Raw genomic sequence first — 19,398 nt, 5'->3', positions numbered from 1 at the left:
TTTGGTATTAGTTTACCACAAGGATAGCGATTCATCCACAAAAAGTTCCTGTTTTATACGGAATTTTTCATATATATTGCATTAAGTCTTACATACAGACTTTACTTTTTCAATTCACGCCGTTCCTGCCCATGTCTTCGCTTGTTTTCTCCCATTTTCAGAAAAGTCAGCAAATACAGGCCGCTCGTCCCCGCCTAGACCCCATTCTTCCCGCACAGCTCCTCCAAACAGCAGCGGTCGCAGTGGGGCTTTGTCCTGGCGGTGCACACGTCCCGGCCGTGGTAGACCAGGCGGTGGCAGAAATCGCTCCCTTCCTCCGGCGGAATCAGTTTCCACAGGGCCATTTCCACCTTTTTCGGCTCCTTGACACCGTCCACCAGGCCGATGCGGTTTACCAGGCGGATGCAGTGGGTGTCGGTGACAATGGCCGGCTTGCCGAACACGTCCCCCATAATCAGGTTGGCGCTTTTTCTCCCCACTCCCGGCAGCTTTAGGAGGGCGTCAAAATCCTCCGGCACCTTTCCGCCGTACTGATCCCTTAAAATCCTCATGCAGGCGCTGATGTCCCTGGCCTTGCTGCGCCCCAGTCCACAGGGCTTTACGATCTCCTCGATCTCCTCCGGCCCGGCGGCCGCCAAGGCGTCCACGTCGGGAAACTTTTCGTACAGCTTTTCCACTACCACGTTTACCCTGGCGTCGGTGCACTGGGCGGCCAGGCGCACGCTCACCAGCAGTTTCCAGGCCTCGTTGTAGTCTAAGGTGCAGCCCGCGTCCGGGTACTCCTGTTTTAAGCGCTCCACCACGGCGAGCGCCAGCTCCTCTTTCGTCATAAGCGAACATCCCCTCTTTCCCAGAACGCCTCCCGGCCAGATCTCCCGGCCGCCCACAATCCCGGCGTCCTGTACAGTGTCTCTATGATACCACAGAGGAAACGGCTGTGGAAAGAAATTTTTTAAACTCTCTTTACAAAGCTTTTAGAAACTGAACACATTTTTGTCACATATACCAGGTATCCTAGAATCACAAACAAGGAGACATTCCTTTTTACATAGATTCTTTTTCATACTATCCCCCCTTTCTGCCGGCGGCGTGGCCGCCGGCACTTTTCATTATCTTTTCCGGCTTTTCCCAAAGGATTAGAAGTTTTCCCCCAAAAAGTTTTTCCCCAAAGGATGAACGCAAATATTCCATACAGCACAGCTGCAAAGACGCCCCCAGGGCCGCTTTTAGCAGCCTCCGGGGGCGTCTCATTCGCCGGATGATACTTTCAAACTTCCGGCCATATGGATTTCCTTATTTGTTCCGCATTTTTATTTTTACACGTTCTCCACCGTAGCGATGTCGATAAGCGTCAGCTCTTTTGCACGGTTTTCCAGGCTGGTGGCCAGGGCCGCGGCGGTGTCGATGGCGGTGAGCACGGTCACGCCGGTCTCGATGGCGTTTCTACGGATGATAAAGCCGTCGCGGCTCCGCTCCGCACCCTGGGACGGGATGTCGATCACCAGGTCGATCTCGTGGCCCAGCACCAAGTCCAGGATGTTGGGGGATTCCTGCTCCAGTTTCGGCACGGAAAGCACACGGACGCCGTGGTCGTGGAGGTATTTGGCCGTTCCTCTGGTGGCAAAGATCCGGTAGCCCAGCTCCTCGAACCGTTTCGCCACGGCGGCAGCCTCCTCCTTGTCCTCATCCCGCACGGTAATGATCATGTTTTTGTACTTCGGCAGCTTGATGCCGGCGCCCTGGAACGCCTTGTAAAGAGCCTCGTTAAAGGTCTTCGCGATGCCCAGGCACTCGCCGGTGGACTTCATCTCCGGTCCAAGGCTGATGTCCGCGCCGCGGATCTTCTCGAAGGAGAATACGGGCATCTTGATGGCGATGTAGTCCGCCTCCTTCTGCAGTCCCGGCTCGTAGCCCAGCTCGCGGATGGTGTGGCCGCAGATGATTCTGGTGGCCAGGGGCACGATGGGGATTCCCGTCACCTTGCTGATGTAGGGAACCGTTCTGGAGGAACGGGGGTTCACCTCGATGATATAAACATCCTCTCCGTCCACAATGAACTGGATATTGATCATTCCCTTTACGTGCAGGGCTCTGGCCAGCTTTTCCGTGTAGTCCACGATGGTCCGCTTGTTGCCCTCCGTGATGCTCTGGGCCGGGTAAACGGAGATACTGTCTCCGGAATGGATTCCCGTTCTCTCAATGTGCTCCATGATGCCGGGGATGAGGATGTCCTGGCCGTCGCAGATGGCGTCCACCTCGATCTCCTTGCCCATGATGTATTTGTCAACCAGGATGGGATGCTCCTGAGCAATCTGGTTGATGATGCCGATGAATTCGTCGATGTCCTGGTCGTTTATGGCAATCTGCATTCCCTGGCCGCCCAGCACGTAGGAGGGGCGCACTAACACCGGATAGCCCAGCTCCGCAGCTGCCTTTTTCGCCTCCTCGGCGGTGAACACGGTCTGTCCCTTCGGTCTGGGGATGCCGCATTTTTCCAGAATGGCGTCAAACAGCTCCCTGTCCTCCGCGGCGTCCACATCCTCCGCGGCCGTTCCCAGAATCGGCACGCCCATCTTCATCAGGGCCTCCGTCAGCTTGATGGCCGTCTGTCCGCCGAACTGCACCACGGCTCCGTCCGGTTTCTCAATGTCCACAATGCTCTCCACGTCCTCCGGGGTGAGGGGCTCAAAGAACAGCTTGTCGGCGATGTCGAAGTCTGTACTTACGGTCTCCGGGTTGTTGTTGATAATAATGGTCTCGTAGCCTTCCTTCTCAAATGCCCAGGTGCTGTGCACGGAGCAGAAGTCAAACTCGATTCCCTGGCCGATGCGGATGGGGCCGGAACCTAACACCAGCACCTTCTTGCGGTCTCCCGTCTTTTCCACCTCGTTCTCACTGCCGTAGCAGGAGTAGTAGTAAGGCGTCTCCGCCGCGAACTCCGCCGCGCAGGTGTCCACGATCTTGTAGGCGGCCCGGATGCCGTTTTCGTGGCGCATGGCCTTTACATCCTCCTGGGAAATGCCTGTCAAGCGGGAAATCACGTTGTCCGGGAACTCGATGCGTTTCGCCTCTCTTAAAAGCTCCGCGTCCATGGAGGTTCCCGCCGCCTTTAAGGCGTTCTCCATCTCCACCAGGATGGCCAGCTTGTCGATGAACCAAATGTCGATCTTGGTGATGTCGTGGATGGTCTCGTAGGAGACGTTTCTCCGCAGAGCCTCGGCGATTACCCAGATCCGCCTGTCGTCCACCTTGTGGAGCATTTCCATAAGCTCCTCATCGTTTAAGTGGGTGAAATCATAGGACATCAGGCAGTCCACGTGCTGCTCCAGGGAACGGATGGCCTTCATCAAGGCTCCCTCGAAGTTGGTGCAGATACTCATGACCTCGCCGGTGGCCTTCATCTGGGTGCCCAGGGTTCTCTTGGCGCTGATGAATTTATCAAAGGGCAGTCTGGGCATTTTCACCACGCAGTAGTCCAGCATGGGCTCAAAGCTGGCGTAGGTCTTTTTCGTCACCGCGTTCTTGATCTCATCCAGAGTGTAGCCCAGGGCGATCTTTGCCGCCACCTTCGCGATGGGGTAGCCGGTGGCCTTGGAGGCCAAGGCAGAAGAACGGCTTACACGGGGATTTACCTCGATCACGCAGTACTCAAAGCTTTCCGGGTGCAGGGCGTACTGCACGTTGCAGCCGCCGGTGATGCCAAGCTCGGTGATGATGTTGAGGGCGGAGGTACGGAGCATCTGGTACTCCTTGTCCCCCAGGGTCTGGGACGGGGCCACTACGATGCTGTCTCCTGTGTGCACGCCTACCGGGTCAATATTTTCCATATTGCAGACGGTGATCACGTTTCCGGCGCCGTCCCGCATCACTTCGTACTCGATCTCCTTCCAGCCGGCGATGCAGCGCTCCACCAGTACCTGTCCCACCCGGGAAAGGCGGAGTCCGTTCTCCAGGATCTCAGCGCACTGCTCACGGTTTTCCGCAATGCCGCCGCCGGAACCGCCCAGGGTGTAGGCCGGGCGCAGCACTACGGGATAGCCGATGCGCTCCGCTACCTCCAGTCCCGTCTGCAGATCCTCTACGATCTCAGAGGGCGCCACCGGCTCGCCGATCTTTTCCATGGTCTCCTTAAACATCTCCCGGTCCTCGGCCTTTTTGATGGTCAGGGCCGTGGTTCCGATGAGACGCACGTTGTGCTCCTTTAAGAAACCTGCCTCCTCCAGCTCCATGGCCAGGTTCAGACCGGCCTGTCCGCCCAGGGTGGGCAGCACGCTGTCCGGTTTCTCCTTTAAGATGAGCTGCTCCACCACCTCTACGGTGAGGGGCTCGATGTATACCTTATCCGCGATGTCCTTGTCCGTCATGATGGTGGCCGGGTTGGAGTTTAAGAGCACCACCTCGATGCCTTCCTCTTTTAAAGAGCGGCAGGCCTGGGTTCCGGCGTAGTCAAACTCCGCCGCCTGGCCGATGATAATGGGACCGGAACCGATGACCAGTACTTTTTTAATATCAGGATTCTTTGGCATTATTCATTTCCCTCCATCATTTTAATGAAACGGTCAAACAGGTAGCTGGAGTCCTGGGGACCAGGGCAGGCCTCCGGATGGTACTGCACGGTGAAAATGTTCTTGCCCGTGTATTTTAAGCCCTCGTTGGTGCCGTCGTTGACATTTACGAACGCCGGAACCGCCACAGCCGGGTCCAGGCTGTCCGTGTCCACCGCGTAGCCGTGGTTCTGGGAGGAAATGTATACCCGTCCCGTCTCCAGGTCCTTCACCGGATGGTTGCCGCCGCGGTGGCCGTATTTTAATTTGTAGGTGTCCGCTCCCGTGGCCAGGGCCATGAGCTGATGTCCCAGACAGATGGCAAACACCGGCACGCCAGAGTCGTAAATCTTGCGGATCTCTTTGATGATCTCCACGTTCTCCTTGGGATCTCCAGGGCCGTTGCTTAACATAATGCCGTCGGGCTTTGCCGCCAGAATCTCCTCCGCCGTGGTATCCGCCGGATAAACCGTCACTTCACAGCCCCGTTTATTTAAGGAGCGGGCGATGTTCTTTTTCGCTCCCAGATCCAGCAGGGCCACTTTCTTTCCATCTCCCGGCAGTACATATTTTTCCTTCGTAGTGGTAGCCGCTACCACGCCGGTCACGGTGTACGCCTTCATGCGGGCGATGGCCTCGTCTAAGTCGTAGTGCTCGTTGGTGGTAATCATGCCGTTCATGGTTCCCTTTTCTCTTAGGATTTTCGTAAGGGCTCTTGTATCAATACCGCTGATACCGGGAATATCATTAGACTCTAAGAAATGCTGAATCGTATCCTCACTTCTGAAATTACTGGGGATGCGGGATAATTCTCTGACAATATAAGCGTCAGGCCATGGCTTTACAGACTCCATGTCCTCGTGACAGATACCGTAATTTCCAATCAAAGGATAAGTCATGACAACCGCCTGTCCTGCGTAGGACGGATCCGTCAGTACTTCCAGGTAACCGGTCATGGACGTGTTAAACACGATCTCACTGACTACCTCGCGGGTTGAGCCGATGCTGGTTCCCTGAAACACAGTTCCGTCTTCCAGTATCAAAAATGCTTTCATGTGGGGGTACTTCCTTTCTTTATAATAAAATATGGTTATTTGGTGCCGTAAAAACTGAAAATATTGCTGTTGCTTTTATGTTCTCCGGCCATTGGGCTGCCGCCGGGATGCCGTTTCGGCCCCATGAAAATGCCATGGAAAACGTCGTTTCGTCCTCTCTCCCTGACAAAAGCCCAAATTGTAAAGATTATAAACGATACGGCGACAAATTTCAACTACTTTCTTACATTATTTTAGCAGATGGCGGGGGGAAATTCAATGGAAAGTCAGAGGGAGAGTGGAGATGGTCAAAATACGCAAAAAGAATCCCGCCTAAGCAGGATTCTCCTCCCGCGGCGTCCGCCGCCGCGCTTTATCTTTCTATTGGGCAAGAGCCTCAAAAATCAGCCGTCCTACCACAGAGCCTCCGTCCAGCAGGCCAATGGACTGCTCTCCGTAATACGCCGCCCGGCCATGTACGGACCGCATCTGCCTGGTCGCCTCCGAACCGTCTGCCGCGGCTTTGGCCGCCAGCCTCAGCGCCTCCGGAAAGTCCTCCGCAGCCGCGAACGCGTCCACAGCCGGGCAAAGGGCGTCCAGGATCGTCTTTTCTCCCGGCTTGGAACCGGCTTTGTCCATGATTTTCTCTACGCCGGCCTTTAACGCTGCCGCGAACTGTTTCGCGTCTGCCTCCTCTTTTCCTTTTAACGCCTTTGCCATCCCCATAAAGCCAAAGGACAGGATCGTCCCCAGGCTGGAAGGCGCCGCCTCATTAAACGCGCTGCCGGCCTTCATAAGCAGCTTTCCCAGATCCGTCTCTCCCGTTTCCTCCATGCACGCTGCTGCCGCCCGAAATCCCTCGCTCATGGATACTCCCAGATCCCCGTCTCCGTTCTGCTGGTCCAGCTGAATCAAATACTCTCTGTTCTCATCCATTCTGCGGCTGATCTTCCGCAATCCCTCTCTCATCGACTCTGCGTTCATAGCGTTCCTCCTCCTATTTGTTCAGATTTGTGTAAAACGGGGTTTGGGCAGGAGCAAGGAGCAGTTCCTTCAGCTGTTCGTCCAGTTTAAACAACGTGACAGAAAGCCCGGCCATCTCCATGGATGTGGCGTACTCCCCTACATGAGGCATGACAATCTTTACCCCTTTTTCCGTCAGCAGCTGATGCACCCGGCGGTATACGATGAGCTGTTCTTCCATAGGTGTGGCACCCAGCCCGTTTACCATCACAGACACCTCGTCCCCCGGTTCCAGCGGCATATCTTCTAAAATACGGCCCACCAACACCTCTGCCGTCTCGTCCGCCGTCATCATTTTCCGCACCTCAATTCCCTTTTCTCCGTGGATTCCCATTCCCACCTCCATTTCATCATCAGCGATCTGAAATGTGGGCTGGCCCACCTGGGGAACGATGCAGGGGGTAAGGGCCACTCCCATGGTACGGATATTATCCAGTGCCTTCTGGGCTGCCGCTGCCACCTCATCTAAGGACATCATCCGCTCCGCGGCGGCTCCCGCCACTTTAAACGCATAGACCATACCAGCCACTCCCCGGCGTTTCTCCCTGGTCTCTGCTGGACTGCTGGCCACATCGTCCTTTACCCGCACGGTCCTGGTCTCAATGTCATCCATTTCCACCATCTCGCAGGCCATATCAAAATTCATATTGTCTCCGCCGTAATTGCCGTACAGACACAGAACACCGTTTCCCCGGTCGCAGGCCTTGATCATATCCGCCATTTTCTGGGCAGACGGGGACGCAAAGACGTTTCCCACCGCGCAGCCATCCAGCATTCCCTGGCCCACATAGCCTAAGAATACCGGCAGATGACCGCTGCCGCCGGCCGTCACGATCCCCACTTTTCCATCGGGCACCGGATAACCGGAAAGCAGGATCCGCTCATCCCCATTTAACAGCTTGACTTTATCCCCATACGCGCAGATGATTCCCTCCATGGTCTCCCGGACAAAATCCTCTGCCCTGTTCATCAATTTCTTCATGTCTCCATACCTCCTATTTTGTTACGCTCCCAGGTAAGCCGCTTTCACCTTGGGATCCGCCAGCAGCTCCCTGCCTTTTCCTTCCATAATGATTCTTCCGTTCTCCAGCACATAGCCCCGGTCGGCGATGGACAGCGCCATAGAGGCATTCTGCTCGATCAGCAGGATGGTTTTTCCCATATCCCTGATTTTTAAAATCAGTTCAAAAATGTCCTCCACAATGATGGGGGCCAGTCCCAGAGACGGCTCATCCAGCATGACGATGTCCGGATCCATCATCAGGCCCCTGGAAATCGCCAGCATCTGCTGTTCTCCTCCGGAAAGACTTCCTCCCGCCTGGCCAATCCGCTCTTTCAGCCTGGGGAACAGCCGGTACTGCTCCTCAATCAGCTCCTGAATCCTGTTTTTTGTCAAGGACGGGTTTCCCAGAGAACCGGCAATCAGGTTTTCATACACCGAAAGCGCCGGAAAAATCTTTCTGCCCTCCGGCACGTGGCACATCCCCATTTTCACAATCCGGTCCGGGGCCATTTTCGTAATGTTTTCCCCTTTAAACCAGACGGTTCCCTCCGCTTTTGCCGCCAGTCCGGATATGGACATCAGGGTCGTGGTCTTTCCCGCCCCATTGGAACCGATCAGAGTAATGATCTCCCCCTGGTCCACATGAAGGCTGATTCCCTCCAGCGCCGATATGTATCCGTAGTTTACCGACAGATTTTCCACTTTTAATACGGTATGCTTGTCAGCCATGCACTTTCACCGCCTCCCCCGCTATGATTCCCTTTCCAAAATAGGCCTCGTGTACCTTCCGGTCACTTTTTACCTGATCCGGCGTGCCCTCGCATATTTTCTCCCCGAAGTTTAACACCAGAATCCGATTGCAGGAATTCATCACGAATTTCATGTCGTGCTCAATCACCGCGATGGTATAGCCGCCGTCATTGAGCATTTTGATAAAGTCCATCAGAGCCTCTTTTTCCTGGGGATTCATGCCGGCCGCCGGTTCATCCAGCAGCAGAATATACGGCTCCAGAGCCAGCGCCCTAGCAATTTCCACTTTGCGCTGCATTCCATAAGCTAAGTTTCCCGCCATGGTGTCCCGGTATTGATAGAGCCCTATGGCCTTTAGAACTTCCTCGCTCTTGTAAATCACGTACTCCTCGTCCTCTTTATACCGTTTCGTGTGAAAAATGGCGTCCCACATTCCCGTTTTCGTGCTGATATGGCAGCCGATCTTCACGTTGTCCAGGACGCTCATGAATTTAAACAGCTGCAGGTTCTGGAAGGTCCTGGCCATCCGTTTTCTGGCCACCCGCTCCGGGGAAAATCCTGTCACATCCTCCCCCATCAGGTACACGTTTCCCTTGGTGGGCGTATACATCCCCGTACACATATTAAAGAACGTGGTCTTTCCCGCCCCATTGGGACCGATGATTCCGAAAATATCCCCCGGCATAATCTTCATATCCACATTCTCCACTGCTTTTAAGCCGCCGAAATATTTGCAAAGCCCTTTGGACTCCAGCATCGGGACATTTTTATCAATGTTAGACAGATCTATCATTTCCGCTTTCCCTCCTGTCTGTCCTGTTTTCGCCGGATCTTTCCGCCGGCCAGAATGGAATCCGAGGCGCCCAGAAGGCCCTGAGGACGTACCCACATCATCAGAATGATAATGATGGCATAGATCACATAGCGCCAGTTTTCCAGGAAACGAAGGGTTTCCGTCAAAACTGTCACAATGGCAGCTCCCAGGATCGGCCCCAAAAGAGTGCCCTGTCCGCCGATTACCACCATGGCCAGCACATTAAAACCGGTGTCCGTCGTAAACTGGGAGGACTCAATGTAATTGACAAACGGCGCGTAGGCGGCGCCGATAATGCCAGCCCAGAATGCCCCGTACATGAAATTGGTGCATTTGCAGCGGCTGGTCTCCACGCCCAGGGATTTTGCCGCCACCTGATCCTCCCGAATAGCCATCCACGCCCGGCCGACCCGGGACCGCAGCACCCGGCCCGTTACAAACAAAAACAGGATCCCGATCGCCAGAAAAATAAAATAGTAGTATTTCGGGCGGAACAGCTCCAGGCCAAACAGGTTGGGATAGGGAATCTGCTTGATTCCCAGAGCGCCTCCCGTCACCGGCGTCCAGGTCTGGGCAATGATCCGGATGATCTCTGAGGCCCCCAAAGTTACAATGGATAGATAAATGCCGGAGAGTTTCAGGGTGGGAAGACTGACTAACAGCCCTACCGCCGCCGCAAGGATTCCTGCCAGCGGAAGGACTATCCAGAAACTTAACCCCACATTTTTCGTCAAAGCCGCGCAGGTATAAGCCCCAATACAGAAAAAGCCCGCCTGTCCCAGACAGGTCTGCCCGCTGTAGCCATTGATCACATTCAGGGAACCGGCCAGAGTGGCATACATCATGATGGTACAGATATATCTCAAAATCAGTGCCTGCTCCACGGCGAAGGGAACGATCACCGAAATCAGAAACAGAATCAGATACACAGCCAGCTTGTACTTTTCATAATATTGTCTGATCGCCTCCATCACACTCTCACCCCTTTCTTGCTCACAAAGCCCTGCGGCCGGATCAGCAGCACGAGAATCAAAAATCCAAAGGCAAAGACATCCCGGAAGGTGGCCGCGGAGACAGCGATCCCCAGATTTTCGATAATGCCAATGCAAAGTCCTCCAAGGGCGGAAAACCGGATGTCTACCAGGCCTCCCAGCACACTGGCGGCAAACGCCTTCATGCTGTAGGCCCCGCCCATGGTGGCTGACACCGAATAGTAATAGATGCTGAGCAAAATTCCGGCGATCCCTCCAAGTCCGGAACCGATGCAGTTTCCAATGAGAGCCGTCCTTTTCACATTAATTCCCATCAGATACGCGGCATCCTTATTCTGGCTGACCGCCCGCAGGGCGATGCCCCATTTTGTTTTATTGAAAAATAAGGTCAGCGTTCCCGCCAGCACGATCACCAGCACAATCACCACGATCTGCAGCAGTTTTATATCCAGGCGGATTCCCCCAAGCATAACGGTAAAGGTTCTGTTTTCAATCACATCCAGTACCGGTTTCGTCTCCGGCCCAAACACGATCTGCGCCAGGTTTTTGATCAGCATACTGATGCCGATGGTACACAGCAGGGAAATGTGCCTGGGCGCATTGAAAAATTTTTCGTAGCACAGTTTATACACGATCACCCCGATAAGAAAAGCCCCTGCGAACGCCGCCAGAATCGCCAGGGGAAGATTATTGCCCAGTGCCTGAAAAATGTAGTAAGCGGAAAATGCCCCGATCATCATAATTTCCCCGTAAGTAAAGGTCACCATCCCCACTACACCCACAATCACAGAGTAGCCAATGGCCATCAGGGCATAGATTGCCCCCTGACACAGCCCATTGACAAGCTGGTTTAAAAAGTATTCCATAGAATTGTTCCCTCCCAAACTGCGGGGATTTCCCCCCGCGGATCACTGCTTGAAATCCAGCAAAAGGGGGCGTCGATTCCCTCCGCCCCCTTTTGCGCTTCATCCCGCGTTATTCGTTTACATAATCAAACCCTTCCAGAACGACCCATTCTCCGTTCTGTACGCCGCAGATCATGTAATTGCGGATGATGTCGCCATCCTCTGTGAAATTCAATTCTCCTGTGATTCCCGTATTTTCGCTCTGATCCAGCTGCTGCTGAATCGCCTCACGGGTGATTTCCCCGTCGCCGATCCGTTCCACCGCATTGGCGATCAGATACACAGTATCATAGGCCTCCGCCGGATGAATCGTGGGTGCAAAGCCCGCCCGCTCCTCAAAGGTCTTGGCCCAGGAGGCGAGCACCTCATCATTCTCGTCAAAGAAAAACGGAGAGGTTACAATCAGGTTATCTGGATCGGTCAGCTGGTTGATCAGCTGTTCCGATGTTCCCGGGCCTAAGGCGACGTGCTGGATGTCCCATCCGGCGGCATCTGCCTGGTTGAAAATCGCGGCCACAGAATCTCCCTGGTCCATCACCACCAGCACATCCGGGTCAATGGATCTCATTTTTGTTATGAGAGAGCTGAAATCCTTCTCACCAGACGCATATTTCTCCACGGTTACGTCCAGTCCCAGGGCGTCTGCCTCCTGGATAAAATTGTCATAGCAGGAAAGTCCCCAGTCGCTGTCCACACGGATCACCGCGATCTTCTTCGCTCCCAGGTACTTATCCAGAATGTATCTGGCCAGATAGGGGGCCTCACTGTCCTGACGTCCCATGATACTGAAACAGTATTTGCTCATGCTGGCATAGTCGGGGGCAGAGGCCGAGGGACTTAACTGCACGATCCCGTACCGGTCCACGATCTCCGCGTTGGCCTTGCAGGCGCCGGAGGTAAAATCCCCCAGAATCGCCATGACGTCTTCATCCTCCGCGAAGTTTGTGGCCATGTTGGAGGAAACCACCGCATCACCCTGAGTATCCTTTACTTCGATTTCAAAGGTATAGCCATTGACTCCGCCGGCGCCGTTGATCTCCTCAATGGCCATATCCCAGCCTATCTGGAACCCTTTTCCGTACTCCGCGTAGTTTCCTGTCAGCGGAGCCAGACCTCCCAGCTTAATGACCTTATTCCCTCCGTCTCCCGCAGTTCCCGCTCCTGTCCCTCCGGAACAGGCAACCAGAGAAAACGCTGCCACTCCGCACATTGTCAGTGCCCATAATCGGTTCCTTCTCATGAAAACCCTCCCATCATTGATTGTTTTCCCCACTCGTATTATCTTCGGTACACTCCTCCAGTGATCTTCCTTTTCCCGTTATTTATGGAAACACAGCTTACAGGTCGCACACCCCTTCGCGATCGTATCCGTCAGATCCAGGGTCAGGCCCATGGCCTCGGCGATTCCTCTGTCTCCGTCCATGGCAATGTCGCAGAGTTTCGCGCAGGTCTCATCGTCAAAGCCCAGTTTCTTCCAGGCGCTTAACAGGGCGCAGTAGTGGAAATCCACAGATGTTTCTGTAGCAGTAGCCCCGTGCACCTCCTGCTCAAAGGTCTTTCTTCCCAGATCGTTAAAAAATACTTCAGCGAAACTGCGGCAGTCTTCCGGATCACTGCAGCTGGCCTTAAATCCGGCTCCGTGAATCAGGCCGCAGCGTTTGATGGCCCTGCGGAATGCCGGCTCCGGATCAATTCCATCTTTTTTCAGCTCGTCATAGATGAGGCCCATCCAGGTGGCGCGGTGCTCAATCGCCGCCCGATTGATATTTGCCTTCTCGTCATTGATCGTTGGTCTGTTTACTTCTCCCATGTTGAAACCCCTTTCTGTATGGTCTTTTTGTGCCATATCCTGTTTGTTTTTGTATTCTGATCATATCAGTTTATCTTTTATATGTCAATATATTTTATCAATTTTTGTTATTATATTACAATATATTGTTTTATTTTTATACATATTGCATATTTTTATTGCCATTTCTACATTACTTAGTATGATTAGAATTGCAAAAAAGCCGCAGATCCTTCTCCCGTTCCAAAAACTCTTTGCTTTTTTCCCATTTCTTTTTTATAATTAAAAGAAAATGAACAGTGGAAAATACAAGTCATTTCCCAGAAAGGGTTTCTGATATGATCAACACGAATTTAAATTTGAAGGAACAGATTCACGATTCCATTTTAAACGATATTATCACCGGCGTTTATGAGCCGGAGACCATTCTCCACGAAAAAAAGCTGATGGCGAAGTACGATGTGAGCCGCGCTCCCATCCGGGAGGCCCTGGTTCAGCTCTGCAGTGAGCGGATGCTGGTGGCGATCCCCAAAAAAGGATATATGGTCACCGCCCTGAGCCTGGAGGATATGCACAACATCGTCTATTTCCGCCTGGCCCTGGAGTGCACCTTCCTTCAGCAGTATTCCAGCTGCATCGACGACAGCGCGATCCGGAAACTGGAGGAGTTTCTGGACCACATCCGCCACGTCAACCACTCTCTGACCGCCCTGGAGCACTGGCAGAACAACATCCATTTCCACCTAATGCTGTTCTCCAATTACAACAATCCCTTCGCCTACGAAAAACTGAGAGAGGCCATGATCAGCCAGACCCGTTTTTACGCCCAGGACCGCACCCGCAAGTGGCATTCCAACGTCTTTTCCGATCCGTCCAGCCTGCATTTTGCCATTCTGGACTACCTGAAACAGCAGAATATCCCCATGGCCGTTCACATCCTGCGGGCCGATATAGAGGACATCAGCGCCATTGTGTAACAGCCCGCACACTTTTTCCCGTTTCCGCCTATACTAACAGTAACAGGCAAGACGGGGGTATTTTCATGCCATTTATCCTTTCCGCTGCGGCCGCCGGGGATTCCACCGGCTTTCTCCAGGTGGACGTAGTTTCCTCCCAGAATAATTTTCCCATCCAGGATGCGGTGGTGACCATCTCTCCGGAGGCGGCGCCCGACTCTCCCATTGAACAGCTCACCACCGACTCCTCCGGGCAGACAGAAAACCTGGCGTTAGCGGCTCCGCCGCTGGCTTACAGCCTGGAGCCGGGGGACGTCCGTCCCTATTCCGAATACCGGGTGCACGTGGAGGCGCCTGGTTTTAAGCCGGTGGACATTTCCGGATCAGAAATCCTGGCGGACGCCACCTCCATTCAGAACGTGAGAATGGAGCCTGTGGGCGATACCGCGCCCATTGAAAACGATATTGTGATTCCCGACCACACCCTTTACGGGGAATATCCGCCGAAAATCGCGGAAAATGAAGTAAAGCCCACGGCAGACACCGGGGAAATCGTGCTCTCCCGCGTGGTGGTCCCGGAGATCGTCGTGGTCCATGACGGCGTCCCCACCAACGCCTCCGCCCCAAACTACTACGTCCCCTACCGGGATTACATCAAAAATGTGGCCTCCAGCGAAATCTACGCCACCTGGCCCCAAGCCTCTATCGTGGCAAACGTGCTGGCCATCATGTCCTTTACCTTAAACCGGGTCTACACCGAATGGTACCGCGGCCAGGGGTATGATTTCACCATCACCTCCTCCACCGCCTTTGACCACAAATGGATTTACGGCCGAAACATCTATGAATCCATCTCCCTGGTGGTGGACGAAATCCTGGACAACTACCTGTCCCGCCCCGGGGTGCGCCAGCCCATTCTCACCCAGTACTGCGACGGCCGCCGGGTGCAGTGCCCGGGATGGATGGCCAGGTCGCGGCGGTTATACATAGTTTCTTTCCTTTTCTTTCACAAAACCTTCATAAACACAACACAATTTTGACACATATGAACGGTATTCTATAATCGTAAAAGGTAAGTATTCCTTTTTTCATAATACTTTTTCATATTACTCCCCCTTTATTTCCGGCAGCCAGTGAGCTGCCGGTTTTGTGTTTGGCCGAGGGCGGAGAAATGTTCCGCCACACAAAAATATATAGCAAAACGCGGCGCGGGCGCCTGCGGCTGTCCTCTCCCCATTTTTCGCTTGCCAAATCCCCCAACTATGATATAATGATAATAGTTTTCGGAGACATAGCTCAGCTGGGAGAGCATCTGCTTGACGTGTAGAGGGTCGCAGGTTCGAGTCCTGTTGTCTCCATTTCTTTTGCCGCTGCCGAAGCCTTCAGGACTTCGGCATTTTCTTTTTCCTGTCAGGAGAACCCTTTTGATAACAGGAAACATCCCGGCAGAGGCGGGATTCGGTTCCGGCAGGGGTGCCGCCTGTATTCTTTATAAAAATGTTAGGATTTGTCCACAACGGCGTCACAAATTTCCTCTATTATGAACATATGAAGATCTTGAAGCAGTGGTCAGAGCACTCAGATATTCAAATTCCCGCCGGGCCTGGCATATACGCGGTCCCGGCGGTTCCCCATTTCCGGGCATCCGCCCTTTCCTCCCACAAAGACGCCTTTTTGTTTTTCGCATAGGACATCCCCGCCCTCCGTATACTCCATCAGGAGGTGATCCCACTTGCTTCGTTCCAATTCACTGCCGCCCTGTCCTTTGAGGGCCGCGCTCTACATCCGGGTGAGCACCCACAGCCAGGAGGAGCTTTCCCCGGATTCCCAGAAACGCCTGCTCTTAGACTACGCCCGCGCCCACGATATTTCCGTGGATCCCGTCCACATTTACCTGGAAAACGGCATTTCCGGCCGCCGTGCCGACCGCCGTCCTCAGTTTCAGCGGATGATCGCCGCCGCCAAAGCCCCGGAACACCCTTTCGACCTGATCCTGGTATGGAAATTTTCCCGCTTTGCCCGGAACCAGGAGGAAAGTATCGTATACAAATCCATGCTGCAAAAAACCTGCTCTGTGGAGGTGGTCAGCATCTCCGAACCGCTGGCAGACGGGCCCTTCGGCAGCCTGATTGAGCGCATCATCGAGTGGATGGATGAATTTTATTCCATCCGCCTCTCCGGCGACGTGTTCCGCGGCATGGCAGAAAAGGCCCTGCGGGGCGGCTACCAGTGCCGGCCGCCTCTCGGCTACCGCATCCCAGGCCCCGGCGCCGTCCCGGAACCGGTTCCGGAGGAGGCAAAAACCGTCGCTCTCATCTTTCACGCCTACGGAAACGGAACTCTGAGCCTTGGAGAGCTCACCCGCCTTTTAAACTCCGCCGGCCTGCGCACGGCCCGCGGAAACCGCTTTGAACCGCGGGCCGTGCGCTACATCCTGGAAAATCCCTTCTACGCGGGACAGATCCGCTGGAACCGCGCCCCGGGAAATTCCTCCCGCCCCAAGCCGCGGGAACAGTGGATCACCGGGCCGGGAAACCACCTTCCCATCGTCTCTCCCGCCCTCTTTGACCGCGTCCAGAGACGGCTGGCCGCGGAAACCCCTTCCAGAGACGGCAAAAGCTCCCCCAAGCCGCCGCAGCCCGTCCATCACTGGCTCAGCGGCCTGGTCAAATGTCCAGCCTGCGGCCGCAGCCTCGCCTCCTGCATCCGCCGACGAAAAACCCTGCCTGACACCTTTTCCTTTCAATGCTCCGGCTATTTAAAAGGAAAATGCGGTCTGAACTGCTACCTGACAGGCGAGGCAGCGGAAACGTCGTTTTTTACCGCCTTCTGCTGCGTGACGGCGCCGGTTCTTTCCCAGGACCGCGGTCCCCAGTTTCGGTTTCGATCCCGGACTTCCTCCTCCCGCGGCCAAAGAGATCCGGCAGAACGGGAGCTTTTGCTGGCCGGTCTGGAGCAGGCGGATACCCGCCTGAAACGGCTGTCCCGCGCTTACCTGGACGGAATCGACGGAGTGGAGGAATACGGAAGGAAAAAGGCAGAGCTGGAACGGGAGAAGATCCTTCTGGAGCAGCAGCTCCGGGAGTGGGAAACGGCGCGCGGAGGCGGAGCAAAAACACCCAAACCCATTCCTGACCGCTCCGCAGAACCGCCTGCCGTCCTCTCTCTTTCCTCTGGCTCCGGCCATTCCCTTATTTCCGTTTTTCAGAATCTCCTGTCCTGTCCCTCTATTTCCACCGCCGCGAAAAACGCCGCCGTAAAAAGCGTCCTGAGCCGCGCCGTCTATCACCGCCTGGAACACTGCCTGGAATTCTTTTTCCGGCTGGACTGACGGTTTTTCCGTTCCGGCTCCCGGCCGTATACCTATAAACTATATGGCTGACCCAGTGGGGCTCCTGTTCCCTGGGAGAACAGGGCTACAGCCCCATTGAAATCCTGCGGTACTTCTACGGGGAAAGCATTTACATCAACACGGCGGAGCAGATTTCCGGCATTCCCATTTCCTGGCCGGGCTACGAGCTGACCATCGGCACCTCCGGCGACAAGGTCCGCCACGTCCAGGAGCAGCTGGACACCATCGCTACCGTCTACTCTGCCATCCCCCGCATCGCCCAGGACGGCATCTACGGCCCCGGCACCGCCGAGGCGGTGCGGGCCTTCCAGTCCATCTTCGGCCTGCCCCAGACCGGCGTCATCGACTTCGCCACCTGGAACCGGATTTCTAATATTTATGTGGGGATTACGCGGATCGCGGAGTTGGATTAGGCGGGATTTTTAAGAACAGGGGGCTTTCCGCGCAGGCTGCCGTGCTGGCCTGCGCGGGAAAGTGCTGTTGAAAGAAAGGAGGAGATACAGGATGGGGGCTATGATATAAAAGATATGCGCTGTAGCGCCCTTACCGCACGAAAACTTGGATGTGTCAGCGGTCATTTTCCCGGGCGCGGAGCGCGCTGCCGGCGGTGGGGGTTGTGGCATGGGGGATCCAATTCCTACTACACGCAAAACGGACACGACCGCTAACGCGGTCATCGCGAATTAGGAAAGCCAGATGGCTCCACGCCTACGGCGTTCCCGCCATCCGGGGCTTTCATAGCAAAAAGGAGAACCCTCCCCCAGCCTCCATCGCCGGTTCCGGTTCTCCTCTCTGATCATCTTTTTTCCGTTATGACCTGGCGCTTTCGTGGGCGCACAGCTGGCCATACAGGGTTATGAGATAAAGGCCGCACAGTCCTACCAGGCCGTAAATCACCCTTGACAGCCAGGAGCCGCTGCCGAACAGCCAGCTCACCAGATTGAAATTGAAAAAGCCGATCAGTCCCCAGTTCACCGCCCCGATAATGGTGACGGTGAGGGCTGTGTAGTTCAGTATTTTGTTGTCCATAGTTCATCTCCCTTCTGCTATGGACAAGTATTCCCACCCCTTCCAGTTTTATGCACCGTTTTTATGGGAAATGAAATTCCTTTCCCGCGGCGCAAAGATCTCCGGCAAAACGCCGGTTTCCTCTATAAACGCGTTCGCTACAGCGCACACTCGCGCCGGAGCGCGGCTGTGTCAGAAACCCGCTCCCTCTGCGCGGAGTACGCCTCCCACCGGGAGCCTTTATGCCCTAAGAAACACGGTTTCCTACTACCCAAAGAGCCGCAGCCTCTGGCTCCGCCGTGCCCTGGCGAAAACGCTCGCCGCCGCCAGATTTTCCCTAAGCCTCACCGCCCAAGCGGGTCACCAGGGCAATTCCTGCGGCCAAAAGAGCCACTCCCCACAGCCGCTGCGCCATCCCCACGGCCCCCATGGGAATCCCCCAAAGGATCACCACGGGAGAGGAGACCACAAGCCCGGTGACCGCCGCGTATACCAGTTCTTCAAACCGTCCCAAAAGGGCCTCCATCGTCCTGGCGCAGAGAAAAATCCCTGCCGTCAGCCCGATGGTAAAGGGCAGCAGCAGCTCCTGCTGGGCGAGGACCGTCTGCCAGTCTCCGGACAGGGCGCCGGCCTGCACCAGATTGAAGGCGTGAAGCACCGGCTGATAATACCCCATCATCATAAGCAGCATGGTGCCGCTCACCCCCGGCACCACCATGGTCACCGACGCCACCAGACCCACGCAGACCATGGTGATCAGCCTCTCTCCCGCGCTGCCAAAAACCAGTTCCGCAGCCGCCTCCCCATCTCCGCCCTCCAAAATCGCGATCAGGGCCATGGCGCAGAACACCAGGATAAAGGCCACATACTTTTTCATCCCGTTTCGCCGGAAACAGGCTTTTTTTAGGAGGGCCGGAATCCCGCCCAGAATCAGCCCCAGAAATGCCATGCTGGTGGCAAAGGGAAAACGGGCAAACAGCACCTCGATCACCACCGCCAGCCCCCCGATTCCTGCCATCATGCCCACAGCATAGGGAAACAGAATCCGCACGCTCTCCGCCGGGTGCAGAAACAGCCGGCTCACTGCCCCGATAATCTTGTCGTAGACCCCCATAGACACGGCGAGGGTGCCCCCGCTGACCCCCGGCACAATGCCCGCGACGCCAATCAGTAGCCCCCTCAACAGCTCTTTTACATAATTCATGGATAACCGCCTGAAACGCTCTTA

Annotated in this window: 15 protein-coding genes, 1 tRNA gene and 2 pseudogenes; 5 read left to right on the top strand and 13 right to left on the bottom strand. The window is 55.0% G+C overall.

Going from position 1 to position 19,398, the window contains the following annotated elements:
• Positions 1-194 precede the first annotated feature (194 nt).
• The 11 genes from B5E84_RS16940 to B5E84_RS16890 form a co-directional block, all read right to left on the bottom strand.
• On the bottom strand, positions 195-830 hold the full coding sequence (locus B5E84_RS16940) for an endonuclease III domain-containing protein (RefSeq protein WP_087225025.1): 636 nt from the start codon (positions 828-830) through the stop codon (positions 195-197).
• 486 nt (positions 831-1,316) lie between these two features.
• Positions 1,317-4,526: a carbamoyl-phosphate synthase large subunit gene (gene carB / locus B5E84_RS16935; RefSeq protein ID WP_087225019.1), complete on the bottom strand. Its 3,210-nt coding sequence runs from the start codon at positions 4,524-4,526 to the stop codon at positions 1,317-1,319.
• Positions 4,526-5,599: a carbamoyl phosphate synthase small subunit gene (locus B5E84_RS16930; protein WP_087225016.1), complete on the bottom strand. Its 1,074-nt coding sequence runs from the start codon at positions 5,597-5,599 to the stop codon at positions 4,526-4,528. Before B5E84_RS16930 ends, carB begins: the two co-directional genes overlap by 1 nt.
• Before the next feature lie 360 nt (positions 5,600-5,959).
• Entirely contained in the window at positions 5,960-6,562 is a 603-nt protein-coding gene (locus B5E84_RS16925) for a dihydroxyacetone kinase subunit L (RefSeq protein ID WP_087225013.1), read from the bottom strand.
• A 13-nt stretch (positions 6,563-6,575) separates the two neighbouring features.
• On the bottom strand, positions 6,576-7,583 hold the full coding sequence (locus B5E84_RS16920; protein WP_087225010.1) for a dihydroxyacetone kinase subunit DhaK: 1,008 nt from the start codon (positions 7,581-7,583) through the stop codon (positions 6,576-6,578).
• Positions 7,584-7,604: 21 nt separating this feature from the next.
• The gene (locus B5E84_RS16915; protein WP_087225007.1) at positions 7,605-8,333 is read right to left on the bottom strand and encodes an ABC transporter ATP-binding protein; all 729 of its coding nucleotides are present in this window, start codon (positions 8,331-8,333) and stop codon (positions 7,605-7,607) included.
• A complete protein-coding gene (locus B5E84_RS16910) occupies positions 8,326-9,147 on the bottom strand; it encodes an ABC transporter ATP-binding protein (protein WP_087225004.1) in 822 nt (273 codons plus the stop codon). The genes B5E84_RS16915 and B5E84_RS16910 overlap by 8 nt, the downstream gene beginning before the upstream one ends.
• The gene (locus tag B5E84_RS16905; protein WP_087225001.1) at positions 9,144-10,139 is read right to left on the bottom strand and encodes a branched-chain amino acid ABC transporter permease; all 996 of its coding nucleotides are present in this window, start codon (positions 10,137-10,139) and stop codon (positions 9,144-9,146) included. The genes B5E84_RS16910 and B5E84_RS16905 overlap by 4 nt, the downstream gene beginning before the upstream one ends.
• The gene (locus B5E84_RS16900) at positions 10,139-11,026 is read right to left on the bottom strand and encodes a branched-chain amino acid ABC transporter permease (protein ID WP_087224998.1); all 888 of its coding nucleotides are present in this window, start codon (positions 11,024-11,026) and stop codon (positions 10,139-10,141) included. The genes B5E84_RS16905 and B5E84_RS16900 overlap by 1 nt, the downstream gene beginning before the upstream one ends.
• Positions 11,027-11,135: 109 nt before the next feature.
• A complete protein-coding gene (locus B5E84_RS16895) occupies positions 11,136-12,305 on the bottom strand; it encodes an ABC transporter substrate-binding protein (RefSeq protein ID WP_087224995.1) in 1,170 nt (389 codons plus the stop codon).
• A 78-nt stretch (positions 12,306-12,383) separates the two neighbouring features.
• Positions 12,384-12,875: an L-2-amino-thiazoline-4-carboxylic acid hydrolase gene (locus tag B5E84_RS16890; RefSeq protein WP_087224992.1), complete on the bottom strand. Its 492-nt coding sequence runs from the start codon at positions 12,873-12,875 to the stop codon at positions 12,384-12,386.
• A 317-nt stretch (positions 12,876-13,192) separates the two neighbouring features.
• Between B5E84_RS16890 and B5E84_RS16885 the strand changes: the two genes are divergently transcribed.
• From B5E84_RS16885 to B5E84_RS21435, 5 genes and pseudogenes are all read left to right on the top strand, one after another.
• Positions 13,193-13,831, top strand: coding sequence for a GntR family transcriptional regulator (locus B5E84_RS16885; RefSeq protein ID WP_087224989.1), 639 nt, complete (start codon positions 13,193-13,195; stop codon positions 13,829-13,831).
• Positions 13,832-13,896: 65 nt separating this feature from the next.
• A pseudogene (locus tag B5E84_RS16880) lies at positions 13,897-14,781 on the top strand (carboxypeptidase-like regulatory domain-containing protein); the annotation flags it as partial.
• Positions 14,782-15,095: 314 nt separating this feature from the next.
• A tRNA-Val gene (locus B5E84_RS16875) sits at positions 15,096-15,168 on the top strand.
• Between the two features lie 374 nt (positions 15,169-15,542).
• Positions 15,543-17,141: a recombinase family protein gene (locus tag B5E84_RS16870; RefSeq protein WP_087224986.1), complete on the top strand. Its 1,599-nt coding sequence runs from the start codon at positions 15,543-15,545 to the stop codon at positions 17,139-17,141.
• 44 nt (positions 17,142-17,185) lie between these two features.
• A pseudogene (locus B5E84_RS21435) lies at positions 17,186-17,575 on the top strand (peptidoglycan-binding domain-containing protein); the annotation flags it as partial.
• A gap of 397 nt (positions 17,576-17,972) precedes the next feature.
• Here the strand turns inward: B5E84_RS21435 and B5E84_RS16860 are convergent.
• Positions 17,973-18,191: a DUF378 domain-containing protein gene (locus tag B5E84_RS16860; protein WP_087224980.1), complete on the bottom strand. Its 219-nt coding sequence runs from the start codon at positions 18,189-18,191 to the stop codon at positions 17,973-17,975.
• A gap of 316 nt (positions 18,192-18,507) precedes the next feature.
• Entirely contained in the window at positions 18,508-19,374 is an 867-nt protein-coding gene (locus B5E84_RS16855) for a DUF368 domain-containing protein (RefSeq protein ID WP_087224977.1), read from the bottom strand.
• Positions 19,375-19,398: the final 24 nt, after the last annotated feature.

It is taken from the genome of Lachnoclostridium sp. An14, from assembly GCF_002160755.1.
Taxonomy (GTDB): Bacteria; Bacillota; Clostridia; order Lachnospirales; family Lachnospiraceae; genus Lachnoclostridium_A.
This window is presented reverse-complemented; position numbering and strand designations above follow the sequence as displayed.